We start from the raw sequence: 23,293 nt of genomic DNA, 5'->3' as shown, positions 1-23,293 counted from the left end.
ACAGTTGTGATGTCTTCCGGCTGTGAGACGCGGAGGTGTGGTATGAACGAATTAATGAGGTGTCTGAACGTGTTTACTCACTCCCCCTTTCAGGTGCGGCTGCGGCTGCTGAATATGCTGTGCGATATGTTTAACCCGAAACCCCAGCCGGGGCAGGACGATAACGGGCAAAAATAACCCGCCGCCCTTCCCCCGGCGTTGCCATTTTTTCTTCATCTTTCTGCGTTACACTGAGCCCTGGCGCTCCTCACGTTGGCTTTAACCTCTCTTTTGGCGAATTTTGCAGCCTTTCTCGCAAACTAGTTGGTTTCACCCCGTTGCTATTCTTGCCGCGCGGCTCTATCTTCTTGCAGCCTGCTCTTACGACGATACCGAATGCGGATCTTCCTCCCTTCTGGTCCAGCACTCTGGCGGGCGAATACCTTTGACGCCAGGGTTTGCGCATGGCGTTTCGTTGAATCCGTACTATGAATCTAACGCTAAAAAATACTCTTGCTGCGCGCGGCATCGCTCTCGATCCGTGGATTGGCTTCTATTTTCTGCAATCGTTATTAATTAATGTCGCTCTGGGTTATGAATTCAGCCTGCTGTACGCCGTCGCGTTTTGCTGCGTCCTGCTGCTGCTGTGGAAAACCGCGCCGCGCGCGCAAAAAGGCCTTTTAGCCATCTGTTCTCTGGTGGCCGGGCTCTATTTCCCTTTCGGGCAAACTTACGGCGCGCCGAATTTCAATACGCTGCTGGCCATGCACGCCACCAATATGGAAGAGTCGACAGAGCTGCTGACGATTTTCCCGTGGTACAGCTATCTGGTGTCGCTGTTTATTTTTACGCTCGGCATTATCGCGGTGCGCCGCACGCCATCCGCGCCGTCCCGCTGGCAGCCGTTTGACAGCCTCTGCCTTGCGGTCAGCGTGGTGAGTTTCTTCGTCACGCCGGTGCAAAACCAACTCTATGGCGGCGTATTCGCGCTGAAAGACAGCGGCTATCCGGTATTTCGCTTTGTCAAAGATGTGGTGGTGAATAACCACGACGTGCTGGAAGAGCAGCAACGCATGGAGGCGCTCTCCAAAATTAAGGATTCCTGGAACGTACTGGCGGTCGCGCCGAAATATCACACCTATGTGGTGGTCATCGGCGAGAGCGTACGTCGCGACGCGGTAGGCGCGTTTGGCGGCCAGTGGGATAACAGCCCGTTTGCGAGCCGCGTCAACGGCTATCTGTTTACCGATTATATCGCCGCCAGCGGGTCGACGCAGAAATCGCTGGGGCTGACGCTCAACCTCGTCGTCGATAATAAACCGCAGTACCAGGATAACTTCGTCACGCTCGCCAACCGCGCGGGTTTCCAGACCTGGTGGTTCTCCAATCAGGGACAGATTGGCGAATATGACACCGCGATCGCCAGTATCGCGAAGCGCGCCGATGAAGTGCAGTTCTTAAAAAGCGGCGATTTCGAGGCGGATAAAAACACGCGCGACGAAGCGCTGCTGAAGATGACGGCTCAGGTGCTGGCGACGCAGCGCCCGCAACCGCAGCTTATTGTGCTGCATCTGATGGGCTCGCACCCGCAGGCCTGCGACCGCACCCAGGGCAAATATGCGGAGTTTGTGCAGTCGAAAGAGACCTCCTGCTATCTCTACAGCATTCGCCAGACCGACGATCTGTTAAGCCAGTTGTACCAGCAGTTGCAAAACAGCGGGCAGAGCTTCTCGATGGTCTATTTTTCTGACCACGGCCTTGCCTTTAAAGAGCGCGGCAAAGCGGTGCAGTACCTGGCGCATGATGATAAATTTCAGCAAAATTTCCAGGTGCCGTTTATGGTGCTCTCAAGCGACGACAAAGCGCACCGGATTATCAAAGCGCGGCGCTCAGCCAATGATTTCCTGAACTTTTTCGCGCAATGGACGGGGATTAAAGTAAAAGAGATCGCGCCGAAATATAAATTTATCTCCGGGCAAAAGGCGGGGCCGGTCTTTGTGACTAACTTTAAACTCAACAAGGTGAGCTATGATCATCTCGGCACGGATCTGTTTGACGCGCGTCCCCGTTAACGTACGCTGACGCGATGCGCAGATAAAAAAAATCCGCCCGTGGGCGGATTTTTTCATCACCGAAGTGATTAGAAGCGGTAACCTACGCCTGCGATCCAGGTGCCGATGTCGGTGTTACGCACACGGCTCTGCTCGTAGGAGAAGTCCAGAGCAACGTCCTGAACCGGGTTGAACTGCAGGCCTGCGCCGTAGGAGAAGCCGTAGTCGCTGGTGTCTGCTTTATCAACGCCGTTGGTAGCCTGTGCTTTGTCGTAACCAACACCCACTACGCCGTAGATGCTCGCCCAGTCGTTCAGACGGTAAGCCGGACCAGCAGTGATGCCGTAGTACTGGTTTTTGCCATATACGCCATCTTCGGTGCGATCTTTTTCGGTGTAGGTGAAGGAACCGATCACGCCCAGCGGGTTGGTATCGTCGAACTCATAACGGTATTTCAGGTTGAAACCGTTCATTTTGTTCATCACGCCCTGCGCGTCGCTCTGTGCGTAGCCACCGGTAACGGTAGCGGTGCCAGCAACAGCAGAACCTGCGGAAACGGCCAGAACACAAGCCAGTGCTGAAAGACATGCAATTTTTTTCATAACCACCTCAAATGTGCTTCAAGTAAGTCCTAAGATTTAAATATATCAAAACCCAGCAGGAAACTCTTTGTTGTTCGCGTTGTCTAATGCGCTCTTTCCTGTAACAGAACGTTTCCGCCCGCGTCTATCCTGCTAAAAACACTGGATTTTACCAGGCGGCCGTCATTATTGTCTCAGGCCAGGCATGACCGCATCCAGATTATTCCTAAACGCGATTGCGCATTTTTTGCGCTAACGCGAGTATGATAACGGGTAATCCCGGCGCGTTTATCAATGATTGCTCAACCACAATGCAGTTAAATACAGTAAGCTATCGCGTTTACTTATCGTTAACTTTTGCAGGTGCGCAGGATGCCGACGTTACCCCGTAAAACCCCCCTCTGGCTGCCCGTTGTGGTGCTCATCGTTGCGATGGCGTCGATTCAGAGCGGCGCTTCGCTTGCTAAATCCCTGTTCCCGCTCGTGGGCGCGCCCGGCGTCACCGCGCTGCGTCTGGCGCTCGGCACGCTGATACTGGCCGTAGTGTTTAAACCCTGGCGGCTGCGCTTTACCCGCAGCCAGCGGATGCCGCTGCTGGTGTATGGCCTGGCGCTGGGCGCGATGAACTACCTCTTTTATCTGTCGATTCGCACTGTGCCGCTGGGCATCGCCGTCGCGCTGGAGTTTACCGGCCCGCTGGCGGTGGCGCTGTTTGGCTCGCGCCGCCCGGTGGATTTTCTCTGGGTCGCGCTGGCGGTGCTTGGTTTATGGTTTTTACTGCCGCTGGGTCAGGACGTCACCCATGTCGATCCCCTTGGCGCCGCCTGCGCGTTAGGCGCGGGCGTCTGCTGGGCCATCTATATTATTGCCGGACAAAAGGCCGGCGCGGAGCACGGCCCGGCGACCGTCGCCATTGGGTCGCTGATTGCGGCTATCGTTTTTGTGCCCATCGGCGCGGCGGCGGCGGGCGAGGCGCTCTGGCACTGGTCGGTGCTGCCGGTAGGGCTTGGGATCGCCATCCTTTCTACCGCGCTCCCCTACTCGCTGGAGATGACGGCGCTGACGCGCCTGCCCACGCGTACATTCGGTACGCTAATGAGTATGGAGCCGGCGCTGGCGGCATTTACCGGCATGCTTTTTCTGGGCGAGACGCTGACGCTGGTGCAATGGCTGGCACTGCTGTCGATTATTATCGCCTCTGTCGGATCGACGCTGACGCTGAGGCGCGAAACGCAGATAAAAAGCCTCGACATTGATTAAAAAGAATAACGCTTTTCCGGCACGGTTTATGCTGTGCCGGAATATAGTTTTATGACAGTTTTAAGATATTTCCGCGTTGCGACTCATTCTCTTTTAAAATATTAACGCGCGCGCTTCGTCTTTAATCCTGCGCTGAATTCAGCGCTATAAAAATACTTACAAAATTACTCAACCTATTGTCCATAAAGAAAAAATTATCGCAAGCGCCCCCTCGCTATTTATCTGATAGGCACAGCCTCGCCAGCAAAGGTAAAACACGGTGCTATACTTAATTCCGTAATTTCCTGGGACACAATCATCAAGAGGATATGAAATTATGGGTACCGCTAAACTGGTTAAAACAAAGGCTTCCGACCTGCTCTACACCCGCAACGATGTAGCAGACAGCGACAAAAAGGCCACCATCGAGCTGCTGAACCGCCAGGTGGTTAATTTCATTGACTTGTCGCTGATTACCAAACAGGCACACTGGAACATGCGCGGCGCGAACTTCATTGGCGTGCATGAAATGCTGGACGGCTTCCGTACCGCGCTGACCGGTCATATGGATACCATCGCTGAACGCGCCGTACAGCTGGGCGGCGTGGCGCTGGGCACCACGCAGGTGATCAACAGCAAAACTCCGCTGAAAAGCTACCCGCTGGACATTCACAGCGTTCAGGAACACCTGAAAGAGCTGGCGGATCGTTACGCAATCGTGGCGAATGATGTACGTAAAGCCATCAGCGAAGCGCAGGACGAAGACACCGCGGATATCTTTACCGCCGCGTCCCGCGACCTGGATAAATTCCTGTGGTTTATCGAATCGAATATCGAATAATTCGATAACGCATCAGACGCTTTACTTATCAAGCCCTCTCCCTTGTGGAGGGGGCTTTGCACTATAAAAGGGCACCCTTTCTCCCTTTCCCGCCGCAAACGTTATCTATTTGTAATAATCCCCTCACACAATCGTTAATGAGAGATTGTTTTACCACCAGTTTTCAGGCTAAAAAGGCTATTCACCCGACTGTCGGCCGTTACGCACTATTTTGGTGCGCCATCGTGGTGCATCACTGTGGAAAAAGCGCGCAAAGCGTGCAGGCGGACTTTTGTCTTGCCTTTCAAAACAGCGGGTTGTAAAACTGGCATGATTTTTTCATGCAGCGCTACGTTCTTATCGGGGATCGCCCCGCGGATAAATAAAGGAAATGCTATGAAGTCTGTTTTTAAAGTTTCCCTGGCAGCCCTGACTCTGGCCTTTGCGGTCTCTTCTCAGGCGGCGGATAAGCTGGTTGTAGCAACCGACACCGCGTTTGTTCCCTTCGAATTTAAACAAGGCGATAAATATGTCGGCTTCGACGTCGACCTGTGGGCCGCTATCGCCAAAGAGCTGAAGCTCGACTACACCTTAAAACCGATGGATTTCAGCGGCATTATTCCTGCGCTGCAAACCAAAAACGTCGACGTGGCGCTGGCCGGCATCACCATCACGGATGAACGTAAAAAAGCGATCGACTTCTCCGACGGCTACTACACAAGCGGCCTGCTGGTGATGGTGAAAGCGAATAACAACGACGTGAAAAGCGTGAAAGATCTCGACGGCAAAGTCCTGGCGGTGAAGAGCGGCACCGGCTCGGTCGATTACGCGAAAGCGAACATCAAAACCAAAGATCTGCGCCAGTTCCCGAACATCGACAACGCGTACATGGAGCTTGGCACCAACCGTGCTGACGCCGTGCTGCACGACACACCAAATATTCTCTACTTCATCAAAACCGCAGGCAACGGCCAGTTCAAAGCGGTAGGCGAGTCTCTGGCGGGCCAGCAGTATGGCATCGCGTTCCCGAAAGGCAGCGACGAGCTGCGCACTAAAGTGAACGGCGCGCTGAAAAACCTGAAAGAGAACGGCACCTACAACGAAATCTACAAAAAATGGTTCGGTACTGAGCCAAAATAATAATTCTTATTAAGCAGTTATCATCAGTCAGGGGCGGCCTTCGCCCCTGTTATTTTTGAACCACGGTAACAGTAACAGGAACACATTATGGAGTTTGACTGGAGCGTCATCTGGCCCGCTATTCCCATTCTGCTGGACGGCGCCAAAATGACTCTGTGGATTTCGATCCTCGGCCTGGCAGGCGGTATCGTCATCGGTCTGCTGGCAGGCCTCGCCCGTAGCTACGGCGGCTGGATCTCAAACCACATCGCCCTTGTTTTCATCGAAGTCATCCGCGGAACGCCGATTGTCGTTCAGGTGATGTATATCTACTTCGCCCTGCCGATGGCCTTCCCAGACATCCGCATCGACACCTTTACCGCCGCCGTGATCACTATCATGATCAACTCAGGGGCCTATATTGCGGAAATCACCCGCGGGTCGGTGCTGTCAATCCATAAAGGCTTTAGCGAAGCGGGACTGGCGCTCGGCCTGTCGCGTCGCGAAACGATTCGCCATGTGATCATGCCGCTGGCGCTGCGTCGCATGCTGCCGGCGCTCGGTAACCAGCTGATCATCAGTATCAAGGACACCTCGTTGTTCATCGTCATCGGCGCCGCCGAGCTGACGCGCAGCGGCCAGGAAATCATCGCCGGCAACTTCCGCGCGCTGGAAATCTGGACCGCCGTCGGGGTTATCTATCTGATAATCACCCAGGTTCTGAACATCGTGCTCCGTATTCTTGAAAGAAGGATGAAAATCCTATGATCGAATTTAAAAACGTCTCCAAGCATTTTGGCCCGACCCAGGTGCTGCATAACATTGACCTGAACGTGAAGCAGGGCGAAGTCGTAGTCATTATCGGGCCGTCAGGCTCCGGGAAATCCACCCTGCTGCGCTGCATTAATAAGCTGGAAGAGATCACCAGCGGCGATCTGATTGTCGATGGACTGAAAGTTAACGACCCGAAAGTGGACGAGCGCCTGATTCGCCAGGAAGCCGGCATGGTGTTCCAGCAGTTCTACCTGTTCCCGCACCTGACGGCGCTGGAAAACGTGATGTTCGGCCCGATCCGCGTGCGCGGTGCCAGCAAGGAAGAAGCGGAAACGCTGGCGAAATCGCTGCTGGCGAAAGTGGGGCTCGCCGAGCGCGCGCACCACTATCCGTCCGAACTCTCCGGCGGCCAGCAGCAGCGCGTGGCGATCGCCCGCGCGCTGGCGGTGAAGCCGAAGATGATGCTGTTCGATGAGCCGACCTCCGCGCTCGATCCGGAACTGCGCCACGAAGTGCTTAAGGTTATGCAGGATCTGGCTGAAGAAGGCATGACGATGGTGATCGTGACCCATGAAATCGGCTTTGCCGAGAAAGTGGCGTCGCGCCTGATCTTTATCGATAAAGGCCGCATCGCCGAAGACGGCAACCCGCAGGATCTCATCAAGAACCCGCCAAGCCCGCGCTTGCAGGAGTTTTTGCAGCACGTATCCTAAGGTTTGCGCCTTCATAAACCCTCTCCCCTGAGAGGGTTTTTTTATGGGCGTCGCGGCAGGTATGTCGCCTTTAAGGCGGGTGCGCAAGCTTACCCGCCCTACGACCCTTCAAGGCTGATTAGTCTGTTGTAGGGTGGGTAAGCGCAGCGCACCCACCTTCATCGTCATGCGCTGTATCCACCGGTTACATTAAACCCACTGCGGAATACTCCTCTTTTCCGGGCTTCGCTTATCCGGGCACTATACTTACCTCTTTGTGTCACTTTCTCAGCCGGAGGAGAGCGTGCCGTGGATTTTACTGCTGCTTGTCAGCCTGTTTAGCGTCTCAGCCAGTGCCGTAAGCCTGCCCGCCGCAGTGGTGGGCGCGTCAACCACGCAGAAAAGCGAGACGCCGCCCGCAGAGCCCGATGCCGATAAAAAGAAAGCCGCTTACGCGGCGCTGGCGGACGTGCTCGAAAACGACGCCTCCCGCAAAGCGCTAATTGAACAGCTGCGTCAGGCGGCGGCCACGCCTGCGGACCAGCCGACGCCGGTCATCAAGCCGCCGGTCAGCGATGAAGAAGATAAAACGGTGCTGGAAAACGTCACCGAGGTCACCCGCCACTACGGCGGCGAGCTCGCCGGACGCTTCGCGCAGCTGCACCGCAATATCACCAACGCGCCACATAAGCCCTTCAACGAAAAGACGTTTTTCAACGCGCTCACCCATTTCAGCCTGCTCGCGGTCTCGGTATTCCTCTTTTACTTCGCCGTGCGCGCCTGCGCCATTCCGCTGTATCGCAAAATGGGCCAGTGGGGGCGGCGTAAAAACATCAACCGGGCAAGCTGGGTTCAGCTGCCGCTGATGATTATCCTCGCGTTTCTTATCGATCTCGCGCTGCTGGCGCTGACGCTCTTCGTGGGTCAGCTCGCCATCGAGATGATGAACGCCGGCAGCCGCACCATCGCCCGCCAGCAGGGGCTGTTCCTCAACGCTTTCGCGCTGATTGAGTTTTTCAAAGCGATTTTGCGCCTGATTTTCTGCCCGCGCTTTCCGTCGCTGCGCCCGTTTGTCATCAGCGATGCGAGCGCACGCTACTGGCACCTGCGCCTGAGCGGGCTGAGCAGCCTGATTGGCTACGGCCTGCTGGTGGCGGTGCCGATTATCTCAGCCCAGGTTAACGTGCAAATCGGCGCGCTGGCGAATGTCGTCATCATGCTGACGATGACCGCCTGGGCGCTCTATCTTATCTTCCACAATAAGCGCGCCATCACCGCCGGGCTGACGCGCCTGGCGGACCGTTCGCTGGCCTTCTTCAGCCTGTTTATCCGCGCGTTCGCGCTGGTCTGGCATTGGCTGGCGAGCGCCTATTTCATCGTGCTCTTTTTCTTTTCGCTCTTCGATCCGGGCAACAGCCTGAAAACGATGATGGGCGCCTCGCTGAAAACGCTCGTCATTGTCAGCGTCGCGGCGTTTATCTGCGGCGTGTTCACCCGCTGGCTCAGCAAAACCATCACGCTCTCGCCGCCGGTGCAGCGCAACTACCCGGAGCTGCAAAAGCGCCTCAACGGCTGGCTGTCGGTCTCGCTGAAGCTGGCGCGCTTTCTCACCGTTTGCGTGACGGTGATGCTGCTGCTCAACGCCTGGGGGCTGTTTGATTTCTGGACGTGGCTGACCGTGGGCGCGGGCGAAAAAGCCGTCGATATCTTAATCCGCATCTCGCTGATTGTGTTCTTCTCCGCCGTCGGCTGGACGCTGCTGGCGAGCCTGATTGAGAGCCGCCTCGCCTCGGATATCCACGGCCGCCCGATGCCGAGCGCGCGTACCCGCACGCTGCTGACGCTGTTTCGCAACGCGCTGGCGGTGGTCATCAGCACCATTACCATCATGATCGTGCTCTCGGAGATTGGCGTGAATATCGCGCCGCTGCTGGCGGGCGCGGGCGCGCTGGGCCTCGCCGTGTCGTTCGGCTCCCAGACGCTGGTGAAAGATATTATTACCGGCATCTTTATTCAGTTTGAAAATGGCATGAACACCGGCGATCTGGTGACGATCGGGCCGTTGACGGGCACGGTGGAGCGCATGTCGATCCGCTCGGTGGGCGTGCGTCAGGATACCGGCGCGTACCACATCATTCCGTGGTCATCGATCACCACCTTCGCGAACTTCGTGCGCGGTATCGGCTCGTTTGTGGCGAACTATGATGTCGACAGGTTTGAAGATACCGATAAGGCCAATCGCGCCCTGCGCGCCGCGGTGGACGAGCTGATGGAGCAGGAGGATATCCGCATGCTGGTGATAGGCGAGCCGAATGTGGTGGGCATCGTCGGGCTGACCAACACCGCGTTTACTATCCGCGTGACATTCACCACACAGCCGCTCAAGCAGTGGACGGTGCGCTTCGCGCTCGACGGGATGGTGAAAAAGCACTTCGATCTGGCAGGTATTCGCCCGCCGGTGCAGACGGTGCAGGTGATGCAGCCGATGCCGGATGCGGCCGCGGCCGCCCAGGCACAAGCGGCGGCAGGCGGCGCGCTGCCGCCCGCCAACCCGACGGTATAATTATCGCAGGCGGTTCTGGGCCCAGCGTTCGCGCTGGGCCGTGTCGAGAAAACTCCAGGCGATAAAGCGGCTCTGCTTCTGCCCCTGGGCCATCTCTTTTTTAACCACTTTCACCGCGCCCGCCTGCTCCAGCGCGCGGTAGAGCAGCGGCAGGTTATCGCCTTTCGACACCAGGGTGGTGAACCACAATACCTGACGGGCGAACTGCTTGCTCTCGGCGATCATCTGCGTGATAAACCCGACCTCGCCGCCTTCGCACCACAGCTCCTGCTGCTGACCGCCGAAATTCAGCCCCGAATCAGCCGCCAGCCCCAGGTTGCGGCGCTTGCGTGCGTTGCCCGCCTCTGCCGCGTCGGCGGAGTCATGGAACGGCGGGTTGCACAGCGTGGCGTCGTAGCTTTCATTCTTGTGAATGACGCCGTTGAAAATCGCGCCGGGGGTTTTCTGACGGCGCAGACGGATCGCGCGGTTAAGCCCCGGGTTGGCGTCAACGATGGCGTTCGCGCTGCGGATCGCCTCGTCGCTGGTGTCAGTCCCGGTAAAACGCCAGCCATACTCATGCTGGCCGATGAGCGGATAAATGCAGTTCGCGCCAACGCCAATATCCAGCACGCTCGCCTGCGCGGGCAGCGCGCCGCCGTTGCCTTCGGCAAGCAGATCGGCGAGATGGTGAATATAATCCGCGCGGCCCGGTACGGGCGGGCAGAGGAATCCTTCAGGAATATCCCACTCCCGCACGCCGTAAAAGTGCGCCAGCAGCGCCTGGTTAAGGGTTTTCACCGCCTGCGGATCGGCGAAGTCGATCGTCGGCTCGCCCGCGGGCGACGGGCGGACAAAAGCGCCAAGCGCCGGACAGCTCTCTGTCAGCGCGTCGAAATCATAGCGGCTGTGGTGGCGGTTGCGTGGGTGCAGGCCCGGTTTGCGGTTCATCGGCTTCCTCCTGTGTGGGCGCGTACAATACCCGCTGACCCGCCCCTGGTAAATAAGCGCGGCAAAATTTAGCGGGACGGCTATGATAGTTTTTTTGCCCAGGGAAATGCTATGAGCTACTACTACGAACCGGCACGCGGCCACGGTTTGCCGCACGATCCGCTGAACGCCATCATCGGCCCGCGCCCGATTGGCTGGATAGCCTCGCAGGACGCCGCAGGCCATCGCAATCTCGCGCCCTACAGCTTCTTTAACTGCTTTAACTATCGCCCGCCGATTATTGGCTTCTCCAGCAACGGCTGGAAAGACAGCGTGAAAAATATTGCTGAAACCAAAGAGTTCGTCTGGAATCTGGCGACGCGCTCGCTGGCGGTGGCGATGAACGAGACCTCCGCCTCTCTGCCCCACGATGAAGATGAATTTGTGCGTGCAGGCCTGACCGCCGCGCCTTCGCGTCTGGTGCGCGCGCCGCGCGTCGCCGAAAGCCCGGTGAACTTCGAGTGCCGCCTGAGCCAGTGTATTCAGCTGACCTCCGCGAGCGGCGAGCCCATCGACACCTGGCTGGTGCTGGGCGAAGTGGTGGCGGTGCACATCGCCGACGCGCTGCTCGAAGACGGCATCTACCAGACGTCGAAAGCGCAGCCGATCCTGCGCGCAGGCGGCCCGAGCGCCTATTACGGTATCGATGACGCTCAGCGCTTCGATCTCGTGCGCCCCGACGCCCGTTAACCCCGCCGGGCCCGCTACGGCGGGCCCTTCCCGGCAGATCGCCCCGTTTTTGCTATAATAAGTACTGTGTTTAACCACAGAGGAGGTCTTATGGCTTCAGGTTGGGCAAATGACGGCGCGGTGCAGGATCAAATCGACAGCACCGTGGAAGACGCCGTGGCGCGCGCGAGACGCGACCTGCCGACAGGCGAAAGTCTGGAGTTTTGCGAGATGTGCGATGAGCCCATCCCCGAGGCGCGCCGCAAGGCGATCCCTGGCGTGCATTTGTGCGTAAACTGCCAGCAAAAGCAGGATGAACACCGCCAGCGCTACTCCCTCTATAACCGCCGCGGCTCGAAAGACAGTCAGCTCCGCTAGGCCTTTCTGCTGTCCACTTACACCCTTTTACCGTTTCGATGTGTCTATTTGTGCCCTCAAGCGGCGGGACGGTAAGGGCGTGTAAAGAAGCGTGGGAAAGGTGGGATAACCATATTAAATTCAAATGGTTATATTACATTCAAATTTTTAGAATAAGGCTGTCAATTCTCTTCGGTTTTATATTCTGCCCGTGAATGTGACAATCATCACATCAACGGAACACGCCGTATTTAACAGAACAAACTGCGAGAGAATCCCTATGAAAGCCATCAAATATGCTGTAGCCGCTCTGACCCTTTCCGCCTTCACCTTTGCTGCCGGCGCCGCCGAGCAGGTAAGCCCCGCTCAGGCGCAGAACCTGAACAAAATCGGCGTCGTCTCCGCTCAGGGCGCACGTACCCTTGACGAGCTGAACGACAGCCTGGCGGCGAAAGCGGAAGCGGCAGGCGCGAAAGCCTACAGCATCACCTCTGCCCGTACTAACGATCTGGCGAGCGGCACCGCAGTTATCTACAACTGATCGCCACGCGCCGACTGACAGATACCTTCATTACCCTTAATTGACCCTTTGTTACCCTTTTTGCCCGCGGCGGATGCTGCGGGCTTTTTTTCGTCAAAACGTCCCGGCGATGCGGGCCAGCGCCGACGGGATATCCTGCGCTTCGCCGCTTGCCACCAGTACGCACGCCATCTGGATTTTTAACGATTCCGGCACCGGCTCAAGACCAGATAAACAGCGCTCGGTCCAGCGGGCGGTCACTTCGGGATCTTTCGCCTCCGGCAGCGCTACAGGGCTTGCCGCCGCCTCGCTCTGGCGCTCCACCAGAATGCGCATGTTCCCATCTTCAATAAGCGCGATTTGCGGGCAGCGCTGCGGGTTGGCGTAGACCTCGCCTTCCGTACCGTGCATCAGCAGACCGCGTCCGCCGATATCGATAAAGAACTGCCCTACCCGGTTCACATATTCCGGGTGCGAGACGCTGGACAGACGCAGCGCGTCAGATTCGCCAAACGGCGTGGCAAGCTTCGCCAGCGTATGGGCGCTGTTGCGCACCCCAAGCCGCCAGCGCATACCCAGCTGTTTTTCGAGCGGCGGGCAGAGCGCGCCGACCGGGATATAGACCGGATCGCGCCCGTCCAGTTTCGCCTGCGCCTGGCCTGCGTGCAGCGTCGGCGCGATGCCCATCAGCGTAAAAATTGTCTCTGTCAGCACGCGCGTCGGATCGTCGCTGACGCCATGTACGACGACCGGAAAACCGAGACGGCTCAGTAATAGCGCCAGCAGCGGCGTCAGGTTGGCCTGCTTACGCGCGCCGTTATAGCTGGGGATAACCACAGGCATCGGTTTTGCCACCGGCGGCGTCAGGCGCAGCGTGTGCTGCTGCATCGCGTCGTAAAAACCGCGCATCTCCTGTTCGCCCTCGCCTTTAATACGCAGCGCAATAAGAATCGCGCCCATCTCCAGTTCCGGCACATCGCCATCCAGCATGTGGTTGTATAAGGCTCTGGCCGTTTCGCGGTCCAGAGAACGGGCGTGATTTTTGCCCCGGCCTATCTCTTTGATGATGTCGCGATAATCCATCTTATCCTCCCTCTGCTCACCTTAATCATAGCCCCGATGAATGATTGTCTGCGATGCCTCGCCGCTTAGCCACCGCAGTCGACATCCCGCCTCTGCGCACAATACAAGTTAAGCGTCTGAAATGCCACGCATCAGGCGCGTCAGCGCCCAAGTCCATTAACCGCGGTTCACCTCGCTTCGCACTGTATTTATTTACTACAAGAAACGTTAAGTGTTCATAACTGGAGTGATGCATTCATTGGATGCATATTTTTCATCGAAATTATTCGCGTCTTAATTATTTAAGACTGGGTTCCCTCCTGATTCAGGATTAATGATGAAAAAGTTATTGCTTACATCCACTCTGGCCGCGCTGGCCTGTTCCTCCTCATTTACCTGTGCCGCATCGACCGGTGAAGGCCAGGTTAATTTTACCGGTGAAATCCTTGATGCCGCCTGCGAGGTCGTCAACAGCCTGAGCAGCCCGCTGGCGGTGGATTTAGGGAAAGTCTCTAAAACTGCCTTTACTGGCGTTGGCTCCACCACCAACATCACCAGCTTTTTCCTGCAGCTAAAAAACTGCCCCGAAACGGTGACAAAAGCCTCAATTAAATTTGGCGGCAATGCAGATACCGATAACGTTAACGTCCTCGCCCTGACCGGCGGCACCGGCGCCGCCAGCGGCATTGGCATTCAGTTAGTCGATGCTGACGGCACGCCGCTGAATCTCTATACCGCGTCAGCGGATTACGCGCTGCAGACCGGCACGGCGACCAACGATCTGGAATTCGGCGCCCGTTATATTCAAACCGGCGCGGCTGTCACGGCGGGAACCGCCAACGGCTCTTCCACATTTACTGTGACCTATAACTGATCCCCGACGGGCTATTAGCCGACGCTGATGGTCACTAATAGCCCTTATTAACAGAGAGTTTTCATCATGCGTAAATTACTCGTTATTTCAGCCTTACTGATGGCGACAACGGCGGCGCAGGCTGGCGTTATTGTCGGCGGTACCCGCGTGGTCTATCAGGGTGATAAGAAAGAGGCGTCCGTTCCGGTCACTAATAATGATGATATTAATTATTTAATTCAGTCGTGGGTGGATACCGATGCGCCAGGCGCGGCTAAAGCACCGTTTATGGTGACGCCGCCGCTCTTTCGTCTGGATGCGCATCAGGATAATACGCTACGCGTGGTACGTACCGGCGGCAATCTGCCGGAGGATCGTGAATCGCTCTACTGGCTCAATATCAAATCGATTCCTTCTGCGGACAAAAAAGAAGGCGTCAACAGTCTGCAAATTGCCGTCAAAACGCGTATTAAATTAATGTACCGTCCGGCGTCCGTCAGCGGCAAACCGGACGATGTCGCGAACAGGCTGAAGTGGCGCACCGAAGGAAATACGCTGGTGGTGGAAAATCCGACGCCCTTTTATATGAACTTTAATAGCGTAAGTATCAACGGCAATAAAGTGGATGATATTAATTTCGCCGTTCCGGAAGGCGAAAGCCGTTTTCCTTTAGCCAAAAGCGTAAAACACGGCACGCTGTCCTGGAACATTATTAATGATTTCGGCGCCATTGGTAAAAACTGGTCCCAAACGCTTTAACGCCACGTCATCCCATTATTTTATTAATACGGTAATTATCATGCCTCTCAATAAAGCCAGACGGCCAGGTCTTTTTCATGCCCGTCGTTTAGCGCTGGCGATAGCCTGTATTTGTACAGGCCTGTCGCTGGCGTCTGCGAGGGCGGATGATTATTTCAACCCGGCACTGCTGGATATTGATAACCCGAATCAGGAAAAAACCGATTTAAGTCTTTATGAAAAAGGGCCGGGTCTGGCGCCGGGAAAATATCGTGTGGATATTTACGTGAATAACAACCGTATCGATACCCGCGAAGTCACGTTTACGCTGGCGACCGCCGCCGATGGCAGCAGCACGTTGCAGCCCTGCCTGACGCCAGAGGATTTGAAAAGTTTCGGCATAGAGACTGACCGTTTCGACACGTTGCGCGCGCCCGCGCAGTGCGCCGATCTCTCTGCTATTCCTTCCGCCAGCGCCCATTTCAACGTGGGCCGCCAGCAGCTTCAGCTCAGCATACCGCAAAGCGCGCTGGGCCAGGCGCCGCGCGGATATATCCCGCCGGAGGCGTTTAATGAAGGCATCAATGCGCTGTTGCTGAATTACAGCGTGAATGGCTCACGCCAGAAATCGCTGGCGTCCGGCACGCAGGACAGCAGCGACCTTTACGCCAACCTGCGCCCTGGCCTTAATCTCGGACCGTGGCGGCTGCGCAACTATTCGACCTGGCGCCACAGCGACGACGATAAAGAGACTGAAAAGGCATTTTCGTCTGTTTACACCTACGCGCAGCGCGACATTATCACCCTTAAAAGCGCGCTGACGCTCGGGCAAAGCAGTTCGCCGGCGGATGTCTTCGACAGCATCCCTTTTACGGGCGCGCAGATCGCCTCTGACGACGACATGCTGCCGGACGGGCTGCGCGGCTACGCGCCTGTCGTTCATGGCATTGCGCGCAGCAACGCGCAGGTCATTATTCGCCAGAACGGTTACGTGATTTCGCAGAATAACGTCGCCCCCGGCGCGTTTGAGATTAACGATCTCTACCCCAGCGGCGGCAGCGGCGATCTGAACGTCACGGTGAAAGAGAGCGACGGCAGCGAACAGCACTTTGTGGTGCCCTACGCTTCGGTTCCCGTTCTGCAACGCGAAGGACGGCTGAAATACAGCCTTACCGGCGGGCGCTATCGCTCTTATGACGACGAGGTGTTACCGACGCCCTTTATTCAGGGCTCGGCGATTTATGGGCTGCCGCACGGATTTACGCTCTACGGCGGTATTCAGGCAAGCCAGCCCTATCATGCGCTGGCGGCAGGCGTCGGTGAAAACCTGGGCAAGTTTGGCGCGCTGTCGCTGGATATGACAGAGGCCACCTCGACGCAGACACCGGGTGAAAAGCATACGGGCCGCTCATGGCGCGTCCGCTACAGTAAAGATCTTCCGCTGACCGGCGCCACGCTCTCGGTCGCGGGCTACCGCTTTAGCAGCGAAAACTATTACGGGATGCAGGAGGTGTTTGACGCGCTGCGCGCGGATAACCAGTGGAATAACCCGCTGCGCCGCAGGCAGCGCACCGAGCTTACGCTTGAGCAACCTCTCGGTGACGCGTTGGGCTCCCTGAACGTCAGCCTGCTTAAAGAAAATTACTGGGACAGCCGTCAGGCGATGGCCTCGCTCAGTCTCGGTTACAACAATAGCTGGCACAGCATTAGCTACGGGCTGAATTACAGCCTGAACCGCAATACCACCGGCACGACAGGCGATAACGCCATTCGACAAAATGACCGCGTGCTCTCCTTCACGCTCTCCGTGCCGCTCGAACGCTGGCTGCCTGATACCTGGGCGAACTATAGCCTGAATAACAGTAAGCAGGGCGCCACGCAAAACGTCGGTATGAACGGAACGGCGCTGGCGGGCGACAACCTCAACTGGAACATCCAGCAGAGCCATAACAGCCAGGGCCAGGCCAACAGCACCTCGCTGAATGCCGATTATAAAGGTGCTTATGGCGAAGCGAGCGCCGGATACGGCCAGGACAGCAACCAGCGCCAGATCCACTACGGCTTCCAGGGCGGCATTATCGCCCATGCGCACGGCGTCACGTTCGGGCAGCCGATGGGAGAAACCGTCGCGCTGGTAGAAGCCCCTGGCGCCAGCGGCACCGCTATCGCCAACCAGACCGGCATTGCGACAGACAGCCACGGCTACACCATCGTGCCTTTCGTCAGTCCTTATCGCCGCAACGCCATTGCGCTTGATACCGAAACGCTGCCCGCCGACGCCGACGTCACGCAGGCCGTGCAGACCGTGACGCCGACACGCGGCGCGGTGGTGCGCGCCCGCTTCGACACCCGCACCGGCGCGCGCGCATTAATGACGCTGGCGCGCGCCGACGGCCATCCGGTGCCGTTTGGCGCCACCGCGACGGCGGATGATGCTGCGCAAGCGTTTATCGTCGGCGAAGACGGCCAGGTCTATCTGACCGGCCTGAAAGCGGAAGGCACCTTGCAGGTGAGCTGGGGGAAAGACGCCAGCCAGCACTGTTCGGCCATCTGGCATCTGCCCCCGGCGAATGCCGCCGGTCCCTTTATTACTCTCTCCGCGCAGTGTGTGTGATGCGCGTTATCAGGAAACTCGTTATGCGAATCGTAAAACTCTTCAGCGCGCTGCTGGTGCTGGCCGGTAGCCTTTTCTTTATGCCTCATGCGCAGGCGGGCTGTACTGCGCCGATGATGCCTTACACGGTGTCTGTGGCTTCGATTGCGGTCTCCAGCACGTTGCCGGTCGGCTCGGCCATTCCGGGCAGTGACGAGACTATCAATATTCACGGTTCCTGTGACGGATACGCAGGCCAGGTCATTATCGGTTGTTACTATGGAAGCGGCAGCGAAGTACCGGGAGTGCCGGGCGTTTACAACACGGGCGTGAATGGGATCGGGATTACGCTGGTGAACGATAAAGGCCAGCGCATTGTTGGCGGCGGCATCGGTTGTGATACCCGCAATACCCCGCTGGGCTATGTCTCCAGCGACGGCAGTAATACCTTTAATTTTAACGTGACGCTGGCGCTGGTCAAAACTTCGGACAATATCGTCTCCGGCTCGCTTCAGCAGGCGCAGACGGTATTCGGCGTGGGGGTCTATAATCAGTCGCCCATCGGCGCGCCAAATAACATTTCTTACGCCGGCAATATCACCTACAAATCCGTTACCTGCTCCGTAGATCCGAAAAGTCTCTACCTCACCCTCGGCAATGTGCCAGGCGCGACGTTTACTGGTATCGGCAGCGGCTCCGGCTGGTATAACTTTTCGGTTCACGCCACCTGCAACAATCCGGTAAGCGTGGGGGTAAAAGTTTCCAGCGCGAATGGTTATGCCTCAGCCCAGCCCTCCGTCATTAAACTGACGCCGGAAATGGGCGCAGCGACCGGTATCGGCGTCCAGATCCTGACCAACGGGCAGAACACGGATTTCGATCATTACAGCTATGTGGGCGATATCCCTGCCGCGAATATGATGCTCAATATCCCTTTCGCCGTTCAGTACTACCAGACCGCCAGCACGGTGACGCCGGGTTCGGCAAATGCCGTTGCGACTCTTACCATCGCTTACCGATGAGCGCGCCGCGATGAAACGATTACTGTTATTGCTGATAGCGATGGTCGCCGCAGGGCCGGCTATGGCCGATGACATCACACTGCAAATCAATGGCGCGATTACGGCGGGCTCCTGCGAGGTGGACACCGCCAGCCAGACGAAAACGGTGGAAATGGGCCAGGCGCTCGCCAGCGCCTTCTCTCAGCCCTACGCCTATGGTCCCTGGGTTCCCTTTGAACTGAGCGTGACGCATTGCCCTGCCACCACCTCGACGGTAGAGGCGGTATTTAACGGACAGCGAGATCCGCGGGAGGGCACGGCTTATGCGAACATGGGCACGGGACGCGGGCTGGCATTACAGGTAATCGACACAAAAACCAGAATGTATATGTTACCAGGCGGCGATCCCGCCATCGAGCCGGTGGATGCGGCGACGCACAGCGCTACCTATGAATTTAGCGCGCGTTATATTCGCACCACGGATACCTTTGCGGCAGGCTCTTTTGAAACGGCGGTGCAGGTGATCTTCACCTACCGGTAAGCGTTGCGTCGCCTGGCGGGCGCGCCCTTGCGGCCTGCCGCAGAACGCTTTGCGGGCGCCGGTTTGCTTAACGCCTCCGGCGCTTCGGGCTGTTCAATCGCAAATACCGGCAACGCGTCCAGCAGCCGTTTGCCATAGGATTTAGTGAGCAGGCGGCGGTCATAAATGACGATTTCGCCCCAGCAGCTGTGGCTGCGGATAAGCCGCCCCACCTGCTGAATAAGATTGAACGAGGCCGCGGGCAGGCTTTGCACTTCAAACGGATAACGCCTGAGGCTTTTCAGCCATTCGCCTTCCGTCACCACCACCGGGCTGTCCACCGGCGGAAAGGCGATTTTATGAATATGCACCTGGCTTAACAGCTCACCCTTAAGATCGAGCCCCTCGGCAAACGACTGTAGCCCCACCAGCACGCTCGCCTCGCCCTGCTCGATTTTTTTGCGGTGCAGCTCCACCAGCCGGTAGCGCGGCTGATCGCCCTGCACCAGCAGACCGAGCCGCAGATCGGGCACAAAGGATAAAAAGGTCTGCATCGCGCGGTTACTGGCGAACAGCACCAGCATCCCTTTATGCTCGCCCTTTTTATATTCCGCGCGGAAATAGGCCGCCATCTCGGCGAGGTGCGCCTCTTCATGCTCCATCAGCGGCTCGTGGCGCAGGCGCGGGATCACGAGTTTGCCCTGCTCGAAATGGTTAAACGGCGAATCGAGCGTCACGAAGCGGTCGCCTGCTTTATCGCGCAGGCCGCTCATCTCCTGCAGTCGCGCGAAGCTGTTCAGCGAGCGCAGCGTGGCGGAGGTCACCACCACATGCGGCACCTGCCGCCAGATGAGCTTTTCCAGCTGATCGCTGACGCGAATGCCCACGCAGTGGAAGAAAATATGCGGCTGCCCTTCGCGGGTCTCGCGCGTCACCCATTTGGAAACCGGCGCGCCGGAGGCGTGCGCCAGCGAGGCGAGCCGCCAGAGCTTGCTTTGCGCTTCAAAATGGCCGAGCGCGCGGTTCATCTGCAACAGCACACGGTGCAGGCGCACGATGTCGTGGCTGCCGGTCTTTTCGCTGAGATCGTTTAAGAACAGCTCCGCCAGCCCGCGCAGGTTTTCGGTAAGCTTCGCCAGCCGCTCGCAGATTTCCATGACTTCCTGCGGCAGTTCGCCCATCGGGAAGCGAAACTCGCTCTCCTCGCCCGGCGGCAGCAACAGCCCGACGATACGGTTCATAGTGGCGACCAGTTCATAGACTTCTTCGCAGTGATTGTTAAGCCGCTCCGGCGTGGAGAGCGGCGGCACGGTTTTGGGCCGGAACTGCTCAAGGCAGGTGGCGACCAGCTTGCTGAAGAGATCGAGCTGCAACCGCGTCCAGGGCGCGCTGATATCGGCGCTCATCTCCAGCGCGTCGCGGGCGACGTCCGGCAGATGATGGCCTTCATCAAGCACCAGCAGCAGATGCTTTGGCTCCGGCAGGACCGATTCGCTCTCCAGCGCCGCCATCACCAGCGCATGGTTGGCGACCACCACTTCCGCCTCCTGAATCTCACGACGCGCCACGAAGAACGGGCATTCACGGTAGTAGTGGCAGTTGCGGTTCAGGCAGCTCGCTTTATCGGTGCTGAGCCGCGACCAGAGGCTGTCGTCAATCGCCTGATCGGTGTGATCGCGAAGGCCGTCCCACTTGTAGCTGTCGAGATCGGCTTTGAGCTTCGCGCAGCGCTGCTGTTCTTCTTTGCTGTTCGGCGTCAGCTCGTCGTCAAGAAACGCCAGCAAGTCGCCCTGCGAGGCGCTGTCGGTCGAGAGCGCCGCGAGGTTGCGCGGGCAGACGTAACGCCCGCGCCCGAAGGCGGCGGTAAAGCGCAGTTCAGGGATGATTTTGCGCAGCAACGGCAGATCTTTACTGAAGATCTGATCCTGCAACGCCACGTTGGCGGTGCTCACCACCAGCGTTTTTTGCTCTTCGCGGGCGATGGCGATACCGGGGATAAGATACGAGAGCGTTTTGCCGACGCCGGTCGGCGCCTCGATAGCCAGATGCCGCCCTTCATCGCCGCCGAGGGTTTTCGCCACTTCCGCGATCATCTGCCGCTGCGGAGCGCGGGGAATGAAGTCCGGTATCTGCTGCTGAAGCGCCTTATACCAGGCGGCGATTTGCGATTTCTGCGCGGCGGTTAATGCCATCTAAAGCCCTGAAACACTGTATAAACAGCCACTATTGTGGCACTTTTCCACCGCCAGCTGAACCTTTTTTTACCCGCGCGGCGCGGGCCGATCGCCACGACGCTGATTCTCTCTGTCACGTTTAATCACGCGAACGTGTTAAGGGGGCTCGCCGCCGCCCCCCTTAACAATCCCGGCTCGCGGCCAAAGGGCCGCCGCAGGGGAAAACCCCCGGCATCGGCGGTGAAATTGGGTTTTGTGGTGTCGTAGGGCGGGTAAGCGTAGCGCACCCGCCGTCAACGTAAATGGTGGGTGCGCTACGCTTACCCACCCTACGCATGGGATTAACCGCCCGGTTCCGCTGTCGCGTAACTATAAAAAAGGGTGCGCTTGCGCACACCCTTTTTACTCACCGGCCTTGTCAGGCGCCGCTTACCACACCCGTGGATTAATCCCCGGACGCTTTACGCGGCGCGCGACGGGTGCGCGGTTTGTTGCCTGCCGGACGGTTGCCCTCGCCTGCCGGGCGACGTGAACGCTCGCCGGACGGACGATTGCCTTCGCCATCCTGACGACGACCACGCTCACCGGACGGACGGCTGCGTTCGCCGGATGAACGGTTGCCTTCGCCGTTCTGACGACGCGGCTGGCCCTGACCACGACCGCCGCCGCCCTGACCACCGCGTCCGCCGCGGCCCTGGCGACCGTTCACGATAGGCTCCGCCGGGATAGACGGATCCGGCTCGTAGCCCGCAATCGCCATACGCGGGATCTCGCGCTTGAGCAGGCGTTCGATATCGCGCAGCAGTTTGTGCTCATCGACGCACACCAGCGACAGCGCCTCGCCGGTCGCGGCGGCGCGCCCGGTACGGCCGATACGGTGAACGTAATCTTCCGGCACATTCGGCAACTCATAGTTCACGACGTGCGGCAGCTCTTCGATATCCAGACCGCGCGCGGCGATATCAGTCGCCACCAGTACGCGAATGCCGCCGGTTTTGAAATCCGCCAGCGCGCGGGTACGGGCGCCCTGGCTCTTGTTGCCGTGGATAGCCGCGGCGGTAATGCCGTCTTTATTCAGCTGCTCCGCCAGATGGTTGGCGCCGTGTTTGGTACGGGTAAACACCAGCACCTGCTGCCAGTTGCCGTCGCCAATCAGATAAGAAAGCAGTTCCCGCTTGCGTTTTTTATCCACGAAATGCACATGCTGCGTGATCTGCTCGGAGGCCGTGTTGCGGCGCGCCACTTCCACTTCTTCCGGGTTGCGCAGCAGTTTTTCCGCCAGCGATTTAATGTCGTCGGAGAACGTCGCGGAGAACAGCAGGTTCTGACGCTTCGCCGGCAGCTTCGCCAGCACGCGGCGGATGTCGTGAATAAAGCCCATGTCCAGCATACGGTCGGCTTCATCAAGCACCAGCACTTCCACCTGGTCGAGCTTCACGGCGTTCTGGTGTTCGAGATCGAGCAGACGGCCCGGCGTTGCGATCAGCACATCCACGCCGCCGCGCAGTTTCATCATCTGCGGGTTGATGCTCACGCCGCCGAAGACCACCAACGAGCGGATATCGAGATATTTGCTGTATTCGCGCACGTTCTCGCCCACCTGGGCTGCCAGTTCGCGCGTCGGGGTCAGGATCAGCGCGCGCACCGGGCGGCGACCGTTCGGGTGCGGCTGGTTCGCCGTCAGGCGTTGCAGCAGCGGCAGCGTAAAGCCTGCGGTTTTGCCGGTGCCGGTCTGGGCGCTGGCCATCAAATCTTTGCCTGAAAGCACCACCGGAATGGCCTGGCGCTGGATCGGAGTCGGTTCGTTGTAACCCTGCTCGGCAATGGCGCGCAGAATTTCAGGGCTTAAGCCCAGTGAATCAAAAGACATAGTTATTCCTGACTCGTCCCGACCGCAAAGGGTGTAGTTTCAGGGAGTCTAATGGCCGTCTGGCCGGAGAAGGGACATAAACCACAATGTCGCAGAGGAGCGGAGTGTAACAGCTTTTGTGAGCTACCGCATAAATTCTCGCGTCCGAC

General features: G+C 57.9%; 21 protein-coding genes. 16 read left to right on the top strand and 5 right to left on the bottom strand.

Annotation, left to right across the window (positions count from 1 at the left end; all coding sequences use genetic code 11):
• Positions 1-42 precede the first annotated feature (42 nt).
• Both mntS and AFK65_RS06520 read left to right on the top strand, forming a co-directional pair.
• Positions 43-177: a manganase accumulation protein MntS gene (gene mntS, locus AFK65_RS21750; RefSeq protein ID WP_007707100.1), complete on the top strand. Its 135-nt coding sequence runs from the start codon at positions 43-45 to the stop codon at positions 175-177.
• Positions 178-467: 290 nt separating this feature from the next.
• Positions 468-2,051, top strand: a complete 1,584-nt coding sequence (locus AFK65_RS06520; RefSeq protein ID WP_038857641.1) for a phosphoethanolamine transferase — start codon at positions 468-470, stop codon at positions 2,049-2,051.
• Positions 2,052-2,119: 68 nt separating this feature from the next.
• Here AFK65_RS06520 and ompX read toward each other — a convergent pair whose 3' ends face one another.
• The gene (ompX, locus tag AFK65_RS06515; protein ID WP_007707096.1) at positions 2,120-2,632 is read right to left on the bottom strand and encodes an outer membrane protein OmpX; all 513 of its coding nucleotides are present in this window, start codon (positions 2,630-2,632) and stop codon (positions 2,120-2,122) included.
• A gap of 351 nt (positions 2,633-2,983) precedes the next feature.
• Here ompX and rhtA point away from each other — a divergent pair, with 351 nt between their 5' ends.
• The 6 genes from rhtA (at position 2,984) to ybiO (ending at position 9,818) form a co-directional block, all read left to right on the top strand.
• A complete protein-coding gene (rhtA, locus tag AFK65_RS06510; RefSeq protein ID WP_007707090.1) occupies positions 2,984-3,871 on the top strand; it encodes a threonine/homoserine exporter RhtA in 888 nt (295 codons plus the stop codon).
• A gap of 316 nt (positions 3,872-4,187) precedes the next feature.
• Positions 4,188-4,691 (top strand): DNA starvation/stationary phase protection protein Dps, encoded by a 504-nt coding sequence (gene dps, locus AFK65_RS06505; protein ID WP_007707087.1) that lies wholly within the window; start codon positions 4,188-4,190, stop codon positions 4,689-4,691.
• A gap of 375 nt (positions 4,692-5,066) precedes the next feature.
• Positions 5,067-5,810: a glutamine ABC transporter substrate-binding protein GlnH gene (gene glnH, locus AFK65_RS06500; protein WP_032804426.1), complete on the top strand. Its 744-nt coding sequence runs from the start codon at positions 5,067-5,069 to the stop codon at positions 5,808-5,810.
• Positions 5,811-5,897: 87 nt separating this feature from the next.
• Positions 5,898-6,557: a glutamine ABC transporter permease GlnP gene (gene glnP, locus AFK65_RS06495; RefSeq protein WP_007707081.1), complete on the top strand. Its 660-nt coding sequence runs from the start codon at positions 5,898-5,900 to the stop codon at positions 6,555-6,557.
• A complete protein-coding gene (glnQ, locus tag AFK65_RS06490; RefSeq protein WP_038857644.1) occupies positions 6,554-7,276 on the top strand; it encodes a glutamine ABC transporter ATP-binding protein GlnQ in 723 nt (240 codons plus the stop codon). Before glnP ends, glnQ begins: the two co-directional genes overlap by 4 nt.
• A gap of 283 nt (positions 7,277-7,559) precedes the next feature.
• Positions 7,560-9,818, top strand: a complete 2,259-nt coding sequence (gene ybiO, locus AFK65_RS06485) for a mechanosensitive channel protein (protein WP_038857645.1) — start codon at positions 7,560-7,562, stop codon at positions 9,816-9,818.
• On the opposite strand, the gene rlmF is transcribed toward ybiO, so the two are convergent.
• A complete protein-coding gene (gene rlmF / locus AFK65_RS06480; RefSeq protein ID WP_038857646.1) occupies positions 9,819-10,748 on the bottom strand; it encodes a 23S rRNA (adenine(1618)-N(6))-methyltransferase RlmF in 930 nt (309 codons plus the stop codon).
• 111 nt (positions 10,749-10,859) lie between these two features.
• Here rlmF and AFK65_RS06475 point away from each other — a divergent pair, with 111 nt between their 5' ends.
• The 3 genes from AFK65_RS06475 (at position 10,860) to ybiJ (ending at position 12,354) form a co-directional block, all read left to right on the top strand.
• Positions 10,860-11,477: a flavin reductase family protein gene (locus tag AFK65_RS06475; protein WP_038857647.1), complete on the top strand. Its 618-nt coding sequence runs from the start codon at positions 10,860-10,862 to the stop codon at positions 11,475-11,477.
• 90 nt (positions 11,478-11,567) lie between these two features.
• Positions 11,568-11,834: a DksA/TraR family C4-type zinc finger protein gene (locus AFK65_RS06470; protein WP_007707065.1), complete on the top strand. Its 267-nt coding sequence runs from the start codon at positions 11,568-11,570 to the stop codon at positions 11,832-11,834.
• Positions 11,835-12,093: 259 nt separating this feature from the next.
• Positions 12,094-12,354, top strand: coding sequence for a DUF1471 family protein YbiJ (ybiJ, locus tag AFK65_RS06465; protein ID WP_007707063.1), 261 nt, complete (start codon positions 12,094-12,096; stop codon positions 12,352-12,354).
• Between the two features lie 93 nt (positions 12,355-12,447).
• Here ybiJ and ybiB read toward each other — a convergent pair whose 3' ends face one another.
• Positions 12,448-13,416 carry a DNA-binding protein YbiB gene (gene ybiB, locus AFK65_RS06460; RefSeq protein WP_007707061.1) on the bottom strand — a complete coding sequence of 323 codons (969 nt, stop codon included), beginning with the start codon at positions 13,414-13,416 and terminating at the stop codon, positions 12,448-12,450.
• A gap of 316 nt (positions 13,417-13,732) precedes the next feature.
• Between ybiB and AFK65_RS06455 the strand changes: the two genes are divergently transcribed.
• The 5 genes from AFK65_RS06455 (at position 13,733) to AFK65_RS06435 (ending at position 19,121) form a co-directional block, all read left to right on the top strand.
• Positions 13,733-14,269, top strand: a complete 537-nt coding sequence (locus AFK65_RS06455; protein ID WP_007707058.1) for a fimbrial protein — start codon at positions 13,733-13,735, stop codon at positions 14,267-14,269.
• 66 nt (positions 14,270-14,335) lie between these two features.
• A complete protein-coding gene (locus tag AFK65_RS06450) occupies positions 14,336-15,007 on the top strand; it encodes a fimbrial biogenesis chaperone (protein ID WP_007707055.1) in 672 nt (223 codons plus the stop codon).
• Between the two features lie 40 nt (positions 15,008-15,047).
• The gene (locus tag AFK65_RS06445; protein WP_038857724.1) at positions 15,048-17,600 is read left to right on the top strand and encodes a fimbria/pilus outer membrane usher protein; all 2,553 of its coding nucleotides are present in this window, start codon (positions 15,048-15,050) and stop codon (positions 17,598-17,600) included.
• Positions 17,601-17,623: 23 nt separating this feature from the next.
• A complete protein-coding gene (locus AFK65_RS06440; RefSeq protein ID WP_007707052.1) occupies positions 17,624-18,601 on the top strand; it encodes a fimbrial protein in 978 nt (325 codons plus the stop codon).
• A gap of 10 nt (positions 18,602-18,611) precedes the next feature.
• Positions 18,612-19,121 carry a fimbrial protein gene (locus AFK65_RS06435; RefSeq protein ID WP_032804424.1) on the top strand — a complete coding sequence of 170 codons (510 nt, stop codon included), beginning with the start codon at positions 18,612-18,614 and terminating at the stop codon, positions 19,119-19,121.
• Here the strand turns inward: AFK65_RS06435 and dinG are convergent.
• Positions 19,112-21,292 (bottom strand): ATP-dependent DNA helicase DinG, encoded by a 2,181-nt coding sequence (gene dinG / locus AFK65_RS06430; protein WP_038857649.1) that lies wholly within the window; start codon positions 21,290-21,292, stop codon positions 19,112-19,114. The genes AFK65_RS06435 and dinG overlap by 10 nt on opposite strands.
• Positions 21,293-21,719: 427 nt before the next feature.
• Entirely contained in the window at positions 21,720-23,144 is a 1,425-nt protein-coding gene (gene rhlE / locus AFK65_RS06425; protein ID WP_038857652.1) for an ATP-dependent RNA helicase RhlE, read from the bottom strand.
• Between the last annotated feature and the right edge of the window lie 149 nt (positions 23,145-23,293).

This window comes from Cronobacter universalis NCTC 9529 (genome assembly GCF_001277175.1).
GTDB lineage: Bacteria > Pseudomonadota > Gammaproteobacteria > Enterobacterales > Enterobacteriaceae > Cronobacter > Cronobacter universalis.
Note: the sequence above shows the minus strand (reverse complement) of the source record. Positions and strands in the feature narration are given on the sequence as shown.